This is a genomic window from Hymenobacter psychrotolerans DSM 18569, assembly GCF_900142395.1.
Classification (GTDB): Bacteria; Bacteroidota; Bacteroidia; order Cytophagales; family Hymenobacteraceae; genus Hymenobacter; species Hymenobacter psychrotolerans.
Genome location: NZ_FRAS01000009.1, coordinates 84,942 through 100,796, shown reverse-complemented (window position 1 = coordinate 100,796; position 15,855 = coordinate 84,942). Strand labels below are relative to the sequence as shown.

The following is a 15,855-nucleotide window of genomic DNA, read 5'->3' as shown; positions in this document are numbered from 1 at the left end:
GTTAGTACCTTGCGTTGTGAAGCGGATTACCCGTTTTTAGCCCATTTTCTATGTCGCACGTTTTCCGTATTGCTCCGTTGCTGCTTGGGTTGAGCAGCGCACTGGTTCTGGCTCCTAACGTGGCCTCCGCGCAGGATTCCACGCCCAAGTACAGCAACGAATTTCTCAACATCGGTGTCGGGGGGCGGGCCCTGGGCATGGGCAAAACGCAGGTGAGTCTGGCGCAGGACGCCACTGCCGGCTACTGGAACCCGGCCGGTCTGCTCGACCAGAAAACCAAGTACGATGCCGTGCTCATGCACTCCGAGCTGTTTTCGGGCATCGTGAAAAACGACTACGGCGCCTTTTCCATGCCCCTCGACGACAAAAGCGCCATTGGGGTGAGCGTGGTGCGGCTGGGCGTCGATGACATTGCCGACACCCGGGACCTGATCAACGAGTACGGCTACATTCAGTACGACCGGATCCGGTATTTCTCGGTGGCCGACTACGCGGTGTTGTTGTCCTACGCCCGCCGCGTCGGCAACATTGAGGGGCTGAAAGTGGGGGCCAATGCCAAGGTGATTTACCGCAACATCGGGGAGTTTGCCAACGCCTGGGGCTTTGGCATTGATGCCGGCGTGCAGTACGACAAAGGCAACTGGCGCCTCGGCCTCATGGCCCGCGACATCACGACGACCGTAAATGCCTGGTCCATCAACTCCGACCGGCTGCGCCCCGTAGCCGGCGACTCGACCGATATTCCGGCCAACAGTACCGAAATAACCCTGCCCCGGTTTGTGTTAGGCGTGGGCCGGCTGATCAAGCTGCCCGGCGAATTCACGGCCCTGGCCGCCCTCGACCTGGAAATGACCACCGATGGCCAGCGCAATACGCTCATCTCCAGCAAAGCCGTGAGCATCGACCCGCGGGCGGGCCTGGAAATCGGCTACAAAAACCTGGTGTTTCTGCGCGGTGGCGTCAGCAATATTCAGCAGGTGAAAGCCTTTACCGGCTCCGACGAGTGGAAAGTGCAGCCCAGCCTGGGCGTAGGCGTGGCCCTGAGCGGCCTGCGCCTGGATGTAGCGCTTTCGCAGCTGGCCATTGAAAAGCTCGGCGGGCGCAGCCAAACCAACAACATCATCGTTTCCCTGGGCTACGGCATCAAGTAGGCTCAGCGCAACAGGGCGGCACGCCTATTTCCGATATATCGTCTTACGGTTAGAATATGAAACAACACTACCGCCTTCGGCTTCTGGTGAGCTGGTGCAGTCTGCTGCTGGCCCTGGTGGCATTCCGGCCGGCGCAGGCCCAAACCGCCGCGCCTTTCGGCAACGAATGGATTGTACCCGGCCAGCAATACTATAAGATTCAAGTCCTGAAAGACGGCCTGTACCGGCTCGACCAGCAGTATCTGGCTCAGGCCGGTATCAGTGGCGTGAACCCGCAGCGGATGCAGCTGTGGCGGCGGGGCCGGGAGGTGGCCATTTTCGGCGGCGGCAACCAGACCGCGCTTGACGCTACCACCTACTTCGAGTTCTACGGGCAGCGCAACGATGGCAAGCTGGACCAGTACCTCTACAAAGGCGGCGCCGCTACCCAACCCCACGACCTGTACAGCCTCTACACCGACACCGCCGCGTACTTCCTGACGTGGTCGGCCACGACCAACGGCCGGCGCATGGCTCAGCCCACGGTAGCGCCCACCGCTGCCCCGCAACCGCACCGGATGGCGCGGGAAACCGAGTTGTTTACGAGCAGTTTCGCCTACGTTGACGATGCTTCCTTCACTTACCAGCCCTGGGGCGAAGCCGGCGAAGGATATCTGTCCAGAGCAGCGGCCGCCAACGCCGCGCTGACCGACTCTCTCTGGAGCCGTAGCGCCACCGGCCGCCGGCCGGTAGTAGAAGTGCTGCTGGTGGGGGCATGGCAGGGGCAGCGCACGGTCGAAGTATCCGTCACTATTCCAGGCGGCACTGCCACTCGTCCGCTGGGGGTTGCCACGCTCACCAACTATGGCAAGCAGCTTCTGCGCCTGCCGTTGCAGGACACCGACATTGATGCCAGCGGAAGAGCAAACCTTGTGTTTACCTCCACCGGTTCTGCTACCGGCAACAGCCGTAACTTCCGGGTTGGCTATGCCCGCTACACCTATGCCCAGACCAGCCGCTGGTTTGCGGGGCGCAAGCACGTGAGCTTCGCCAACGACTCTACGCTGGCCGGCCCGGCCTACTACACGCTCGATTCCATTCCGGCCACCGTTGCCGGCTTTGATATTACGGACCCCTACAATGCCCAGCGCATTGCCGGCACGGCCTTGGGCGGCCAGCGGCGCGGCTACGTATTTCCGGAGGCCAACAGCCGCACCCGAAATCTGCTGCTCGCCGATGAAGCGGTGGCCTCGGTGCCCCGGCCGGCCAAGCGGGTGCAGTTCCGGGCGCTGAATGCGGCCAGCTCCAATTTCCTCATCATCAGCAGCAAGATTCTGATGCGGCCGGTGGGGGGCGTAAATCCCGTGCGGGCCTATGCCGACTACCGCGCCTCCACGGCCGGCGGGCGCTACGACACGGTGGTGGTGACGGCCGAGCAGCTCTGCAACCAGTTTCACTACGGCGAACGGTCGGTGGACCAGGTGCGCAACTATGTACGGTGGGAGCTGGCCAACTCACCGGCCAGCCAGACCAACTATCTGTTGCTGCTGGGTAAGGGCCTGATAGTAGGAGAGGCCTTCCGCAACGGCAGCAACTTCGAAATTGACCTGATACCCTCCAGCACGCGGAGCGGCTCCGACAATTTCCTGTCGGCGGACTGGGAAAACAACAACTATGTGCCCCGCATGCCCACCGGGCGCCTGCCGGCCACCAGCCCGCAGGACGTCAGCAACTACCTGGACAAGCTCAAAACGCACGAAACCCTGGGGCCGGAGCCCTGGCGCAAGAACATTGTGCATCTGGCCGGCGGTGAGGACGTGAATGAGTATGCGGAATTTGAGGGTTACGTCGATAAGTACAAACGGCTGGCCGAGCGTCCGCTGTTCGGTGGGAAGGTGGTCAATACTTACCGGCGCAGCCAGGCTGGTGGCAGTAATCTGCCCGTTAGTATTACTCTGGCGCCCGAGGTAAACGCGGGAGTTTCGCTTATAACCTACTTTGGCCACGGCTCTACATCTGCATTTAACCTCAACTTCGGGGACCCCTCCGACCCGGGCAAAGGCTATAACAACCCCGGCAAGTATCCGGTATTCCTGCTCAATGGCTGCGCCGCTAATGCCGTAGACCGGCGCAATTACTCGAAAGTAGTTTCTGAAAACTGGGTTTTCTCGGCCAGCAAAGGCGCCATAGGGTTTATGGCGGCTTCCGACGAAGCCTTTGCCTACGACCTGGACGCCTTCACCACGGAGTTCTACAAAGTGGCCTTCAACGAGCCGGCCTGGTATGGTAAGCCCATTCCGGTGCTGCAGGCCGAGGCGTCGCGCCGGATGGTGGCTATCATTGGGCAGCCGTCCTCTATTGCCCTGAGCCAGATGAATGTGTGGCTCGGCGACCCGGCCGTGCGGTTCTACTCGCCCGAAAAGCCCGATTTCATTGCCAACCAGACCGGCGACGTGCAGATTCTGTCCAACAACGCCGGACCGCTGCAGGCTGCCTCACCCGACCTGAAGGTGGTGGTGAACGTGAAGAACCCCGGCAAAATCACCTACGACTCGCTCGATATCCGGGTGACGCGCCGCTACCCGGCTACCAGCACGGGCACCCGCACCCCGGACGTGTTTACCTACACCGTGCGGCAGGCCTGGCGCGACACCACCTATGCTTTCGTACTACCCAACTCGGGTAACGTGTTCGGGGAAAACTGCTTTGAAGTGGCCCTCGACTACCGCATGCGCATCGACGAGCTGAGCGAAACCAACAACGTGGGGCAGGCCTGCTTCAACTTCCTGCAGGGTGGCGTCACGACGCTGTGGCCGCCGGAATTTGCCATTGTGCCCGCTACCGGCCTGCGGCTGGTGGGCCAGACCAACGACCCGCGTGGTGCTTCCCGCGTCTATGAAATGGAGCTGGATACCGTGCCGACATTCACCAGCGGCCCGGCCATCAAGCAAACCCGCACCATCACGACGACGCTGCTGCCCGACTGGCGTCCCACGCTGCCTGTGCTGGCCGGCCGCGACAGCACGGTATGGTACTGGCGTTTGCGCTTCCAGACCCCCGACCCCGCGCAGAACGAAAACGGCGACTGGGCCACCAGCTCGTTCCGCGTGATTCCGGGTAGCCCGGGCGGCTGGTCGCAGAGCCACCACGGCCAGTTCAAGCGCGACCAGCGGACTAACGTAGACGTAGCCGCGCCCTCGGGCCGCTGGGACTTCGCCGATATCAGCCAGGCCGTGACGATGGTAACGCGGGGTGGCGGCACCGGCGCGTCACCGACGTTCAACCAGATAACCGACGGTATTACGGCCGCCACCTCGCCCTTCGTGGGTAATTGCAGCATCGGAGCTCCGAACGTGATGGTGGCCGTGTTCAGTGGCCAGACGCTGCGGCCGGTGCGCAATATCGGTGGCGGGCCGTACGATTCCTGCGGCCAGGGCAACCTGCGCTTCTACCATTTTGCCCTTTCCGGCACCGACAACATCAACACGCCCGCTCGCCAGGCCCAGCTCCAGACGCTGCTCACCAACGTCCGCCCCGGCGACTACATAGCGCTGCTGTCGATGAACAAGGTGAACTTCACGGCATTCAGTGCCTCGCTGAAAGCTACGCTGACTGCGCTGGGCGCCACCCGTATCAACAGCCTGCAGGACGGCGACCCATATGCGCTGCTGGTGCAGAAAGGCCCCGGCGCCCGCCCCGCGCAGGAACTCACCGCCGACCCGGGCAGCCCAACGCCCCGCGCCAACCAGGTAATCACGCTGAACGGACAGATTCAGACGCGCGCCGGCAGTGGTACTATTACGTCTACCCGTATCGGGCCGGCGCGGCAGTGGCAGAACCTGTTCCACACGGTGCGCACCCCCGACGTTTCCGATGCCTACACGCTGCAGCTGGTCGGCATTGATACGCTGGACGTGGAAACCGTGCTCAACCCCAGCGTGACCAGCCGCAACCTGGCGCTGGCCGGTATTTCGGCTACACGCTATCCGTACCTGAAGCTGGTACTAAGCCTGCGCGACACCGTGAACCGCACGGCCCCGCAGCTGGAGCAGTGGCTCGTGACCTACGAAGGCGTGCCGGAAGGCATTGTGCGCCGCGACCTGGCCACGCCCACCACTGCTTACGATGCCGCCACCCTGGCCCGGCAGGCGTCCGAAACGGGCACCATTACGGTGCCGGTGGTATTCCAGAACGTGTCGAACATCAACTTCAGCGGCGCGTTGAAAGCCCGTATCACGGTGCGCGACAACACCAGCGCCCGTACGCAATTGGTAGACGTGCCCGGTGGTCCGCTGCTGGCCGACAGCCAAGTGAGCTTCGAGGCGAAGCTGAACGTGGTGGGCATGTCCGGCGCGCTCAGCGGCAACGTCATCGTGAATCCGCGGCCTACGGCGCCGCGCGAGCCCAAGGCCCTGCCCGAGCTGTATTACTTCAACAACGAGCTGACGCTGCCTTCTTTCCTGGTGGAGGACCGCAACACGCCGCCGGTACTGGATGTGGCCTTCGACGGGCAACACATTCTCAACGGCGACATTGTGTCGCCTTCGCCCACCATTGTGGTGCAGCTCAAGGACGATGACCGGCTGCGGCGCATCAAAGACCAGAGCCACTTCGATTTGCTGCTGACCTCGCCCGGCCAGGCCACGCCCGTACCCATCAACCTGAACGGAGCCAACGTGCGCTTCGAGTCGGACTCGACGAAGGGCATGGCCCGCCTGACGGTGGAGATGGGCCGCGGCCAGCAGGCGCTGGACAACGGCACCTACACGCTGGAAGTGCAGGGCCGCGACGCCACCGGCAACGCCGCTGGCTCGGAGCCCTACCGCGTAACGTTTGTGGTGGTGAAGGAGTCGACCATCACCAACATCTACCCGTACCCGAACCCCATCACCAGCAAAGCGCGGTTTGTGTTTACGCTGACCGGCAGCGAGATGCCGCAAAACATGAAGATTCAGATTCTGTCCCTGACGGGCCGGGTGGTGAAGGAAATCATGATGGCCGAGCTGGGGCCGCTGCGCATCGGTAACAACATCACGGAATACGCCTGGGACGGCACCGATGAGTACGGCGACCGGCTGGCCAACGGCACCTACCTGTACCGCGTCATCATGGACGACCCCGGCAACAAGTTCAGCCGCCGCGCCTCCAGCGCCGAAGCCGACAGCCGCGCCTTCAAAAAGGACTGGGGCAAGCTGGTGATACTGCGCTAACCACCAGATTTTGCGCCTAACGAAAGCAGGCCGCCCCGAGGGGCGGCCTGCTTTTTTGTGGTCAACTCTGCATTTGGCGGAGTGTGGTGATGAGCGGCCTGGGCCGCAGCCTATCTTCTGCGCAGCGTGACGAAGCTGAAAGCGTAGGCGTGCTTCTCATCCGGCTCGTGCCGCTCCCGCGACTCTTCGCGCCATTCGGTGTTGTTGAGCTCCGGGAATACCACGTCGCCTTCAAATGCGTGATGCACCTCCGTCAGGTAGATGATATCGGCGGCAGGCAGGGCCTGGCGGTAAATTTCGGCGCCGCCGATGACGAATACTTCTGCATCCAGCTGAGTTGCCTGCTCCAGCGCATCGGGCACGGAATACGCTACTTCGCAGCCGTCCGCCTGCCAGTCGGCCTGGCGGGTTACTACGATGTTGGTGCGGTTGGGCAGCGGCCGGCCGATGCTTTCGTAGGTGCGCCGGCCCATCACAACGGGGTGGCCCTGGGTGAGGCGCTTGAAGTGCTTCAGGTCGTCGGGCAGGTGCCAGAGCAATTGATTATCGTTGCCGATGACGTTGTTTTCAGCAATGGCCACTACAAATGCGAGCATTCAATCAGGGGTTAGGGGCAAGTATCAGACTTCATAAGCCTGCTTCTCGCTCGGTTGTTTGGGGCAGAGTGCCCGCTGGAGTATGGTAGCCGGAGAAACTCTGGCGGCAGTAAGCCACTGGTAATGCTTATCCGCCGGACTTCGGCGTCAGCACTGCCACATTGAAGCCCCGCAGAAACTCCTGCACGGGCATGCGCTTTTTGCCCTCCAGCTGCACATCGAGCAGGTCGAGCAGGCCGCTGCCGGTTTGCACGCGCAGGTAGGTGCGGCCATCAGTGTGCCAGGTGCCGGCGCCACCCGAGTCGGGGCCGCTGGCTTCCTCGTCGTCGAAGGGCTGCGCCTTGAACACTTTAAGCGTGCGGCCATCGGGCAGCCGGGTGAAGGCCGTGGGAATGGGCGAGAGGCCCCGCACCCGGTTGGCCAGCGCCGGCGCCGCCTCCGTGAAGTCCAGCCGGCCGGTTTCCTTCTGAATCTTGGGGGCGGCCCGCAGCTCGTCGCTTTCCTGCTGGGGCAGGCTGGGGGCCGTGCCGGCCGCAATGGCCTGCACCGTGCGCAGCGCCAGCGCCGCCCCGGCCGTTTTCAGCTTCTCATACAGCGTCCCGAAGTCGTCTTCATCGGCAATGGGCACGATGTCCTGAAAAATCAGGTCGCCGGTATCTATTTCGTGGCGCAGGAAAAAGGACGTAACGCCGGTCTGGGTTTCGCCGTGGATGAGGGCCCAGTTGATGGGCGCCGCGCCCCGGTACTGGGGCAGCAGGGAGGCGTGAATGTTGATGCTGCCGCGCGGCGGCATGTTCCAGACGGCCTCGGGCAGCATCCGGAACGCTACGACCACCTGCAAATCGGCGGCGTAGCTCTTCAGCTCCGCCTGAAACTCCGGCGACTTGAGGTTGGTGGGCTGCAGCACCGGCAGGCCGTGCCGCACCGCCGCCTGCTTCACCGCCGACTCCGCCAGCTGCCGGCCGCGTCCGGCGGGCTTGTCGGGGGCCGTGACTACCGCTACCACCTGGCAGCCTTCCCAGCTAAGCAAAGCGTCCAGGGTGGGCACCGCAAATTCCGGCGTGCCCATGAAAATGATGTTCAGCATTTAGTAATGAGTGAATGAGTGAATGTTTGGATGAGTGAATGAATAAGCGCAGCACTATGGCCGCCATACTCCTTTACTCATCTACTCACTCTACTTAGAATCCGGGTACAGCAGGTACTTCTGGCGCATGGCCTTGTACTGGCTCAGCGCGGGCTCCCAGCTCTGCCGGATTTCCTGCTCCGACTTGCCGGCCATCACCATCTGGCGTACGGTGCTCGTGCCGGTCAGCTGCTCGAAGTATTTGCCGAAGAACTTGTCTTTGGCCGTGCTTTGCTGATAGAAGTCCAGCAGATACTTCACCGTGAAGCCTATGTCGTTGCCGGTCTGGCGCAGGTCGAGGCCGTAGCAGAGCTTGCCGTTCTGAGGCGGCGTGGGCGAGCCGGTATTGGGCTTGGGCGTGAAGCGGAACGGCCGGGTGGCGGGCTGGGTGGGCGCTCCTACCACCTCAAACGGCATGTCGGTGCCGCGGCCTACGCTCACATCGGTGCCCTCAAACAGGCAGATGGTGGGGTAGAGCGAAACCGAATGCGCGTTGGGCAGGTTGGGCGAAGGCCGCACCGGCAACTCGTAGCGGGTGGCGTGGGTGTAGCCGGCCACGGGCACCACCGTGAGCTTGCACTGCTTGCCGCCGGCCAGCCATTTCTCGCCGTTTATCATCTGAGCCAGCTCGCCCACCGTGAGTCCGTGCACCACTGGAATGGGGTGCATGCCCACAAACGACTTGTGCTGTGGCTCCAGCACGGGCCCATCCACGTACCAGCCGTTGGGGTTGGGCCGGTCCAGAACAATGACTTCCTTGCCCTGCTCGGCGGCGGCCTCCATCACGTAGTGCATGGTGCTGATGAAGGTATAGAACCGCACGCCCACGTCCTGAATATCGAAAACCAGCACATCCACGTCGGCGAGCATGGCCGGCGTGGGCTTCTTGGTGGCCCCGTAAAGGCTGCGCACCGGCAGGCCGCTGCGGGCGTCTTTGCCGTCTTTGATGGTCGCGCCGTCGGCCGCTTCGCCCCGGAAACCGTGCTCCGGCCCGAATATCACCTTCACGGGCACACCCTGGGCCAGCAGCGTATCTACCAGAAACGCCCGGCCAACCAGCGCGGTCTGGTTCACCACCAGGCCTACGCGCTTGCCTTTCAGCTGGGGCAGGTAGCGGCTGAACTGCTCGGCGCCTACGCGCAGCGGCGTGGCGGCTGGGGGCGCCTCTGCGACAACCTGCGGCGGCGAAGCCACGGTAGCGGTGGGCGCTGCTGCCGGAGCAGTGGCGCTGGTTTGGGTGGGCGAAGTGGCACTGCAGTTGGCGAGCAGCAGCGTGGTGCTCAGCAGGCTGGCGAGATTGGATAGCGGCATGGAGTAACGAAGCTAGGAAACTGAGCGTAGACGCGTAGCTTTACGGCAGTGAACGTCTCGCGGTACATATCCCACAAGATTGACGGAGCCGACTCGGGGTCTTTTACCTCGTCGGTGACAAAGATAGCCATCATCAGCATTGCCATGGGCGTTGCCGTGATGATTGTGTCCTTTGCTATCCTCGAAGGATTTCGCAACGAAATCCAGAGCAAAATATTCTCGTTCGGGGCGCACCTGCAGATCAGCAAGTACGACACTAACAACTCGCTGGAGGTAGAGCCCATCGGCGGGCCCAGCCTCGTGCAGGATCTGCACCGCTTCCCGCAGGTGCAGACGATTCAGCCCTTTGCCCGCAAAACGGCCATCATCAAAACCAGAGAGGAAGTGCTGGGCGTGGTGCTCAAAGGCATTTCGGAGGAAGATGGCCAGTCGCCGATGCGCCAGAACCTGCAGGCCGGCACCTTCCTGACGTTCCCCGACTCGGCGGCCAGTAACGACATTCTGCTCTCGCGCAAAGTGGCCGACAAGCTGCGGCTCAAAGTCGGGGATGATGCGCTGTTCTACTTCATCCAGAACCCGCCGCGGGTGCGCAAATTTACCGTGAAAGGCATCTACCAGACCGGGCTCGACGAGTTCGACGAGGTGTACGTCATCGGCGACATTCGCCAGATCCGGGAGCTGAATGCCTGGCCCGACTCGCTGGTAGGCGGCGTGGAAGTGGTGCTCAAAGACTTCAACCGCCTGGACCCGGTGGCCGAAACGCTCTACGAGAACCTGCGCTACGACCTGAAGCTGGACAAGATTACGGACCAGTACGCGCAGCTTTTCGACTGGCTGCAGCTGCTCAACCGCAACGTCATCATCTTTTTGGTCTTGATCATCTTTGTGGCCACGTTCAACATGGTGGCCACCATCTTCATCATGATTCTGGAGCGCACCAACATGATTGGGGTGCTGAAAGCCATTGGAGCCACAGACCGGCAGATTCGCAGCATGTTCTTTTTTCGGGGGCTGAGCCTGACGCTGCGCGGGATGCTGTTCGGCAATCTGGTGGGGCTGGGCTTCTGCGCCATTCAGTACTACACGCACCTCATCCCGCTCGACCCCGAAAACTACTACATGGACCGGGTGCCGATTTTCTGGGACCCGACCATCATCGTGATTCTGAACGCGGCCGTGTTTGCCACCTCGCTGCTGGCCGTGCTCATCCCCACATATCTGATTTCGCGCATCAAGCCCGTCACGGCTATCAAGTTCGATTAAGCGGTATAGGATGGCCACCGCCTCAATAAGAACGGGCCCGCAGCATGGTGCTGCGGGCCCGTTCTTATTGAGGCGGTATTGGTTGTCAGAATCGACGCAGATTCAAACACCGTAGTTTTCTGATGTAGCGCCGTACCTCCGCACCGGTCAGGGAGGAATGTGAGGAATACTTCATCTAAACAAGAAACTGGAGAGCAGAACCATAGCTGCGCTGGCCACAACTGCTGCGGCCGACGCAGTCTACATGAAGCTTTAGTGGGTTGGGGGTTAATGGGGGCGTTTGCTGCGCTGCTCCTGCTGCCGGATGATAACGAAGAGACTGGCCGCCAGCGTAGCTCCTACCACCCAGAGCGGTATTCCGGTTTTGGGCACTGGCGGCACATAGGTCACACCTGTTTCATCGGCGGTGGCGGGGTGGCCTACGTAGCGCCCGTGGGCCGGCACCGCCCGCTCGGCGAAGTGCTGCGCCAGTTCCAGAAGCTGTTGCCGAAGCCGGTTGCCCCGCATCGGGATGCCGTGGCCGGTGGCGGCTACGGCCGGCTGTAGCGCCGCCAGCTTGGCCACCGAAGCCGCCGCCTGCTCCCAGTCCTGGGTGAAGTAGGCGGGCGGCCCGTTCACTTCCTGCTGCTGGGTTAGCGTGGCCAGTCCCGACTCGGCCTGCACCGTCACGAAGGCATCACCGGCCAGCAAAGTCTTGTCCTGCTCCCGGAAAAACGAAACGTGCCCCGGCGTGTGGCCGGGCGTATGCAGCCAGCGCCAGCCCGGCAAGTGGGGCACCGAGCCATCGGCGGGCAGGGGCTGCACCCGCTGGCCCAGGTCCAGCGGCTTTTTCGGGTACAGAAACGACATGGCAGCCATAGCGCCGCCGCCCACGGAGGGGTCCGGTGGCGGATACGACGACATGCCCCGCAGATAAGGCAGCTCCAGCGGATGCGCGTACACCACCACGTCGGGCCAGGTTTCCAGCAGATCAGGCAGGGCGCCTACGTGGTCGAAGTGGCCATGCGTCAGCAGAATGGCCGCGGGCGGAGAGTCGGGCCCGAACAGGGCTTCGGCATTGTGCTGAATTTTGCTGCCCGCGCCGGGCAGGCCCGCATCTACCAGCACCCAGGGGTCGGTAGGCGCATCGGGGTTGCGCACATAGTACAGGTTGACGAACACGTTGCGCAAACCCCAGATGCCCGGCACTACGTGCAGGAGGGCCGGCGTATTGGCGCGGTTGGCTTTCAGAGAAGCAGTGGCAGATTCGTTCATGGGAAAAGTTGGTTTAAGCGGGCAGCTGATGGGCGTTGGCTGCCTTATTGGGGTGATGAAGTCGGCGGCTCGCAGCTGCACAGCACCTCGCGGGTGGGAGTGGCTACGCGGTAGTCGGGCAGCGAAACTTCTTTCATATAAATGACATCCAGGCGGCGCAGCGCCGGGCGGCCCGACTGCTGCCACACGCGCAGCAGGTAGTTGCAGTAGTAAGGCCGCATGTAGCTGTTTTGCACAAACAGGTAATTCTCCGAGTATTTGCGCCACCGGTCGTTGCGGAAGAGGGCTACTACGGCGGCGGGCTTGGCGTAGGTGAGCGGTGCCCCGTTGCGGTTCAGGTCGAGGTGCCGGCCAGTAGTGGTGGTACCATCGAGCAGATACCAGCCGTCGTCCTTGAAAACGGTCGGGGCAAACATGCCCCAGTGCTGGTCTATCCGGACGAGGTAGCCGAGCCAGCGCAGCTGCTCACGCAGGGCCCAGTCGGGGCGGGAGAAACTATCGAGGTTCCACCAGCACACGTACGCCAGCAGGCCCAGCACCAGCCCTTCGCGGGCCGCTTTGAGCAGGCGTTGGGGTCCGGGGGTCAGTTCCAGCGAAGCCGCCACCTGCACCCGCACGCCAGGCCGCCACCGCACCAGCGGCGCAGCCCATTGGCGCAGCCGGCTCCCGAGCCCTTGTACCGCTGCCTGCACGTAGGGCAGCCAGCGCCTTTCCAGCCACTGCATGGCGCGAGGCGGCAGTAGGCCCAGCACCGAGGCCATGCTGATCAGGAAAAACAGCCCCACATACAGCGTGACACTAATGCTGAGGTGAAACCCCCAGAGCAGCCCCACAAATAGCAGCCGCCACCACCACACCCGCCACGGAATGAAGAGCACAAACGGCAGCAGCAACTCCAGATAAAACGTGCCCAGCGTAAGTACCCGCAGCAACTCCGGATAGGGATACAGCAGCCGGCCACCGGGCAACAGCACCTGGTCGAGGCTGAGGGCGTAGTACAGAGCGGTACCTTCCTGCCGCCATTCCGGGCTGCTTTTCAGGATAGCCGTGCACCAGTACACCAATGCCAGCTGCAGTACATAAGCCGCAGTGGCAGCACTGGCATACCGCAGCGAGGCGGGAGCAGGCCGTTGCCGGGCATCCAGCGAATACACACGCCCCCAGGGCAGAAAAAAGCCCCAGAACAACAGCATCCGCAGCAGGTCGTCGCCGCCCTGCAGGATAAGCGGATTGCGGTTCTGCACCGACAGCAGCAGCACCCACGAAACAGCCGTAACCAGCCGCGTATGCCAGCCCAGAAACAGCGCTACCGCCGCCGCCGCTGCCAGCCCAAACAACAGGGCCTGCGCCTGCCACAGCCCACTGCTGGCATGCAGCGAAAACTGATAGGGGTTCCAGACCTGTGCCTGCAGCACCGGCAGGGGCAGCACCCCCAGGTTAGAGTAATGCGCCTCCAGGTCGGTGCTGCGGATGCCGATATCGAGCAGAAGCACGAAAGCTACTGCTGCCCGCAGCAGCGCCAACGCCCGTAAATCAAGCACAAAAGGACGCCGCAAAACCGAATAGAGTGCAGGCATACGGTATCCTGGGAGAAGTCGGCTGGAAGGAAAGGGGAGTACTAGGGTACGACGGTTGGCAGGGCTGCGTTTTTCAGCCAAAACGCTTTTTACAGCCGCCCGCAACCTCGCTAACAACGCGGGGCTGCGGGCGGCTGTAAAAAGCGTTGCTACTGGGGGCCTAAAACCCTAGTACGTGGTGCCGCCAGTGCTCCGCGAAGACGTGGTGCTGCCGCTGGTCGACGAACCGGTTTTCTTCTTGGTTTTGGTTGCGTTGCGGCCTGATGTAGTGCTACCACTCGTGCTACCGCTACGGCCGGAAGTCATAGAGCCAGAGGTAGAACTGCCGGAAGTAGAGCTGCCGGAAGTGCTCATGGAGCCCGAGGTGCTGCTACCACTCGTAGAGCCGGAAGTCGTGCCCATTGTGGTGCTGCCGGAAGTAGACCCCGATGTCATGGAGCCCGACGTCATACTGCCGGAAGTTGATCCGGAGGTCATGGTGCCGGAAGTAGTACCCGAGGTGGTAGTGCCGCTGCCCGATGTCGTGCCGGTGGTAGTGCCCGAGGTGGTACCGGAAGTGGTGCCCGATGTAGTCCGGCCGCTGGTAGAGCTGGTCGTGCCGGTGGTGGAGCCCTGGTCGGTGGAGGCGTTAGCGGAGCTGGACAGCGCTGCGCCGGTAGATACAACAAATGCCGCCACAAGCGCGGCGCCTAGGAAAATGGATGGCTTTTTCATAGCTCAGAAAGAGTAGGTGGATGAATGGGTTGGTTGGAAAAGGTAGAAGAAGCGGAGGCTACTGGCCCGTGGTGCCGCCGGAAGTACCGCTGGTGCCGGAGCCCGTGGTGCCGCCCTGGGTCGGGCCGGTGCCCATGCCGTTGCCGTCGTCGGAGCTGCCGCCGCTGTTGGCATTGATGTCGCCTCGGGTGGAGGCGGCGCCGGCATTGTTGGCGGCAGCAGAGTCGGGGCCGGCGTCGTAGCCATTGATGTCGGCGCTGCCGTTGGCATCCGTATCCAGCGGAGCGTTGCCGCCGGCGTTGCTGCTGTTGCTGTCACAGGCGCTCAGGGCCAGGGCAATGCCTGCCAGGGCAGCCAGTAGTGAAGTGCGTTTGACCATACTAGTATAGAGTGAACCGGTAGAGGCGGCCGTACTGCCAGGGCCTAGTTGCCGATGCAGGCAGGCTGCCGGTACAAGAAAAACTCTCCTGCTATACGGCTTGCCCGCGCCGGCAAACGAAAACGGAGGGAAGGAATAAATACTGATTTTTAAGCGGTTAGCCTGTGCGTGGAAATACGGAGCTGCCTCCCCGCAGCAGGCGCGTCGCGCGAAATTCAGGCCGTTGCATCACCAAAAAAGCCCGGCCCGACTGCCGCAACGGGCGTAGTCAGGCCGGGCCTTGTGGCAAGGTCGGCAGCGGATGTGGCAGTGAAGGGCGGCTATGCTGCGCCCTCCCGGTGCAGCTAGTGGCTCAGGTCGCTAGAGCTGCCGAAGCCGGCCGGTTCTTCCAGATTAACCTCATACAGGCGGTGCAGCCCTTTTTTGCCCTTCAGTGGAGTCAGGAAACCCCGGCGCACGGCCAGCGCATCGCCCAGCTCGTCCACCACAGCCTGCGACACCAGCAGCGCCGTGCCGCACTCCTTGTTGGCGGCCTCAATGCGGGCGGCCACATTCACGGTGTCGCCGATGGTGGCCAGCTTGCGCAGCTCCGCTCCCCCAATGTGCCCGACCACTACCTCGCCGTAATGAATACCAATCCGGATACGGAAGCCGCAGCCGTACATGCTGCGCAGATAGGGGTTCAGGCGCTCAAGGGCCTGTAGCATGGCGCGGGCTGCCGCCACGGCATCGGCGGCGGCAGTAGCTTCGTCTTCCAGCCCGAAAACCACCATCAGCCCGTCGCCGATATAGTCGCTGATGTAGCCATGGTGGGCACGTACTACTTCGCTCATCAGCCCGAAGTAGCGGTTGAGGACATGGATAACGTCGTACGCGGGAATGGCTTCGGCAAACGCCGTATAGTCTTCGATGTCGGAGAACAGGACGGCCAGCTTTTTCTCCTCGCCCAGCCGCTGGTCGGCGTGCGTAAGCCCTTGGCGGGCCAGCTGAATATCCAATTCGTCAATCACCGGCCGCCGGAACCGGACGGTGCCTTCCGCTAGCGCCGTCTGGCAGGCCAGCCGCATGGTCGGAGGGAGGTTGATGCGCGCGGCTAAGGTCTGTTCCAGGTCGTTGCGTGGGGGCAGGTGCTCCAGTCCGTCAAGCACCAGCACCCGGCAGGTAGAGCAGCGGGCAAGGCCCCCGCAGGCGTGCACATGCGCAATACCGTTGCGCAGGTCGGCCGCCAGAATAGTTTCGCCCGGCAGGCTGTCGAATTGCTTGTTATCAGGTAGTACAACCAGGGAAGCCATGCC

11 protein-coding genes are annotated in these 15,855 nt (G+C 62.5%); 4 read left to right on the top strand and 7 right to left on the bottom strand.

Translation table 11 applies throughout. The features are described 5' to 3' along the window. The first annotated feature begins 50 nt into the window (after positions 1 to 50). On the top strand, positions 51 to 1,151 hold the full coding sequence (locus BUE15_RS10055) for a putative type IX sorting system protein PorV2 (protein WP_073284031.1): 1,101 nt from the start codon (positions 51 to 53) through the stop codon (positions 1,149 to 1,151). A gap of 56 nt (positions 1,152 to 1,207) precedes the next feature. Then, a complete protein-coding gene (porU2, locus tag BUE15_RS10050; RefSeq protein ID WP_073284028.1) occupies positions 1,208 to 6,340 on the top strand; it encodes a putative type IX secretion system sortase PorU2 in 5,133 nt (1,710 codons plus the stop codon). A gap of 110 nt (positions 6,341 to 6,450) precedes the next feature. Here the strand turns inward: porU2 and BUE15_RS10045 are convergent, their stop codons facing one another. The 3 genes from BUE15_RS10045 to BUE15_RS10035 all read right to left on the bottom strand — a co-directional run bounded on the left by BUE15_RS10045 (position 6,451) and on the right by BUE15_RS10035 (position 9,373). Continuing rightward, entirely contained in the window at positions 6,451 to 6,936 is a 486-nt protein-coding gene (locus BUE15_RS10045) for a dihydrofolate reductase (protein ID WP_073284026.1), read from the bottom strand. Positions 6,937 to 7,063: 127 nt separating this feature from the next. Then, positions 7,064 to 8,023, bottom strand: coding sequence for a methionyl-tRNA formyltransferase (gene fmt, locus BUE15_RS10040; protein WP_073284023.1), 960 nt, complete (start codon positions 8,021 to 8,023; stop codon positions 7,064 to 7,066). Positions 8,024 to 8,113: 90 nt separating this feature from the next. Next, the gene (locus BUE15_RS10035; RefSeq protein WP_073284020.1) at positions 8,114 to 9,373 is read right to left on the bottom strand and encodes an exo-beta-N-acetylmuramidase NamZ family protein; all 1,260 of its coding nucleotides are present in this window, start codon (positions 9,371 to 9,373) and stop codon (positions 8,114 to 8,116) included. A 48-nt stretch (positions 9,374 to 9,421) separates the two neighbouring features. On the opposite strand from BUE15_RS10035, the gene BUE15_RS10030 reads away from it, so the two are divergent. Next, positions 9,422 to 10,636, top strand: coding sequence for an ABC transporter permease (locus BUE15_RS10030; protein WP_073284017.1), 1,215 nt, complete (start codon positions 9,422 to 9,424; stop codon positions 10,634 to 10,636). Positions 10,637 to 10,903: 267 nt separating this feature from the next. Here the strand turns inward: BUE15_RS10030 and BUE15_RS10025 are convergent, their stop codons facing one another. Then, positions 10,904 to 11,890: an MBL fold metallo-hydrolase gene (locus tag BUE15_RS10025; protein ID WP_084548957.1), complete on the bottom strand. Its 987-nt coding sequence runs from the start codon at positions 11,888 to 11,890 to the stop codon at positions 10,904 to 10,906. A 44-nt stretch (positions 11,891 to 11,934) separates the two neighbouring features. Next, positions 11,935 to 13,467 (bottom strand): HTTM domain-containing protein, encoded by a 1,533-nt coding sequence (locus BUE15_RS10020; protein WP_073284014.1) that lies wholly within the window; start codon positions 13,465 to 13,467, stop codon positions 11,935 to 11,937. A 178-nt stretch (positions 13,468 to 13,645) separates the two neighbouring features. Between BUE15_RS10020 and BUE15_RS10015 the strand changes: the two genes are divergently transcribed. After that, a complete protein-coding gene (locus BUE15_RS10015; protein WP_139252207.1) occupies positions 13,646 to 14,197 on the top strand; it encodes a hypothetical protein in 552 nt (183 codons plus the stop codon). Positions 14,198 to 14,239: 42 nt separating this feature from the next. Here the strand turns inward: BUE15_RS10015 and BUE15_RS10010 are convergent, their stop codons facing one another. Both BUE15_RS10010 and BUE15_RS10005 read right to left on the bottom strand, forming a co-directional pair. After that, complete coding sequence (locus BUE15_RS10010) at positions 14,240 to 14,560, bottom strand: hypothetical protein (protein WP_073284008.1); 321 nt, start codon at positions 14,558 to 14,560, stop codon at positions 14,240 to 14,242. Between the two features lie 344 nt (positions 14,561 to 14,904). Next, a complete protein-coding gene (locus BUE15_RS10005; RefSeq protein ID WP_073284005.1) occupies positions 14,905 to 15,852 on the bottom strand; it encodes an adenylate/guanylate cyclase domain-containing protein in 948 nt (315 codons plus the stop codon). Between the last annotated feature and the right edge of the window lie 3 nt (positions 15,853 to 15,855).

Excerpts from the sequence above, each read along its gene's own strand:
- BUE15_RS10010 (WP_073284008.1), bottom strand. The coding sequence starts at position 14,560 with ATGGTCAAACGCACTTCACTACTGGCTGCCCTGGCAGGCATTGCCCTG.
- BUE15_RS10020 (WP_073284014.1), bottom strand. The coding sequence starts at position 13,467 with ATGCCTGCACTCTATTCGGTTTTGCGGCGTCCTTTTGTGCTTGATTTA.
- BUE15_RS10045 (WP_073284026.1), bottom strand. The coding sequence starts at position 6,936 with ATGCTCGCATTTGTAGTGGCCATTGCTGAAAACAACGTCATCGGCAAC.
- BUE15_RS10035 (WP_073284020.1), bottom strand. The coding sequence starts at position 9,373 with ATGCCGCTATCCAATCTCGCCAGCCTGCTGAGCACCACGCTGCTGCTC.
- fmt (WP_073284023.1), bottom strand. The coding sequence starts at position 8,023 with ATGCTGAACATCATTTTCATGGGCACGCCGGAATTTGCGGTGCCCACC.
- BUE15_RS10055 (WP_073284031.1), top strand. The coding sequence starts at position 51 with ATGTCGCACGTTTTCCGTATTGCTCCGTTGCTGCTTGGGTTGAGCAGC.
- BUE15_RS10005 (WP_073284005.1), bottom strand. The coding sequence starts at position 15,852 with ATGGCTTCCCTGGTTGTACTACCTGATAACAAGCAATTCGACAGCCTG.
- porU2 (WP_073284028.1), top strand. The coding sequence starts at position 1,208 with ATGAAACAACACTACCGCCTTCGGCTTCTGGTGAGCTGGTGCAGTCTG.
- BUE15_RS10025 (WP_084548957.1), bottom strand. The coding sequence starts at position 11,890 with ATGAACGAATCTGCCACTGCTTCTCTGAAAGCCAACCGCGCCAATACG.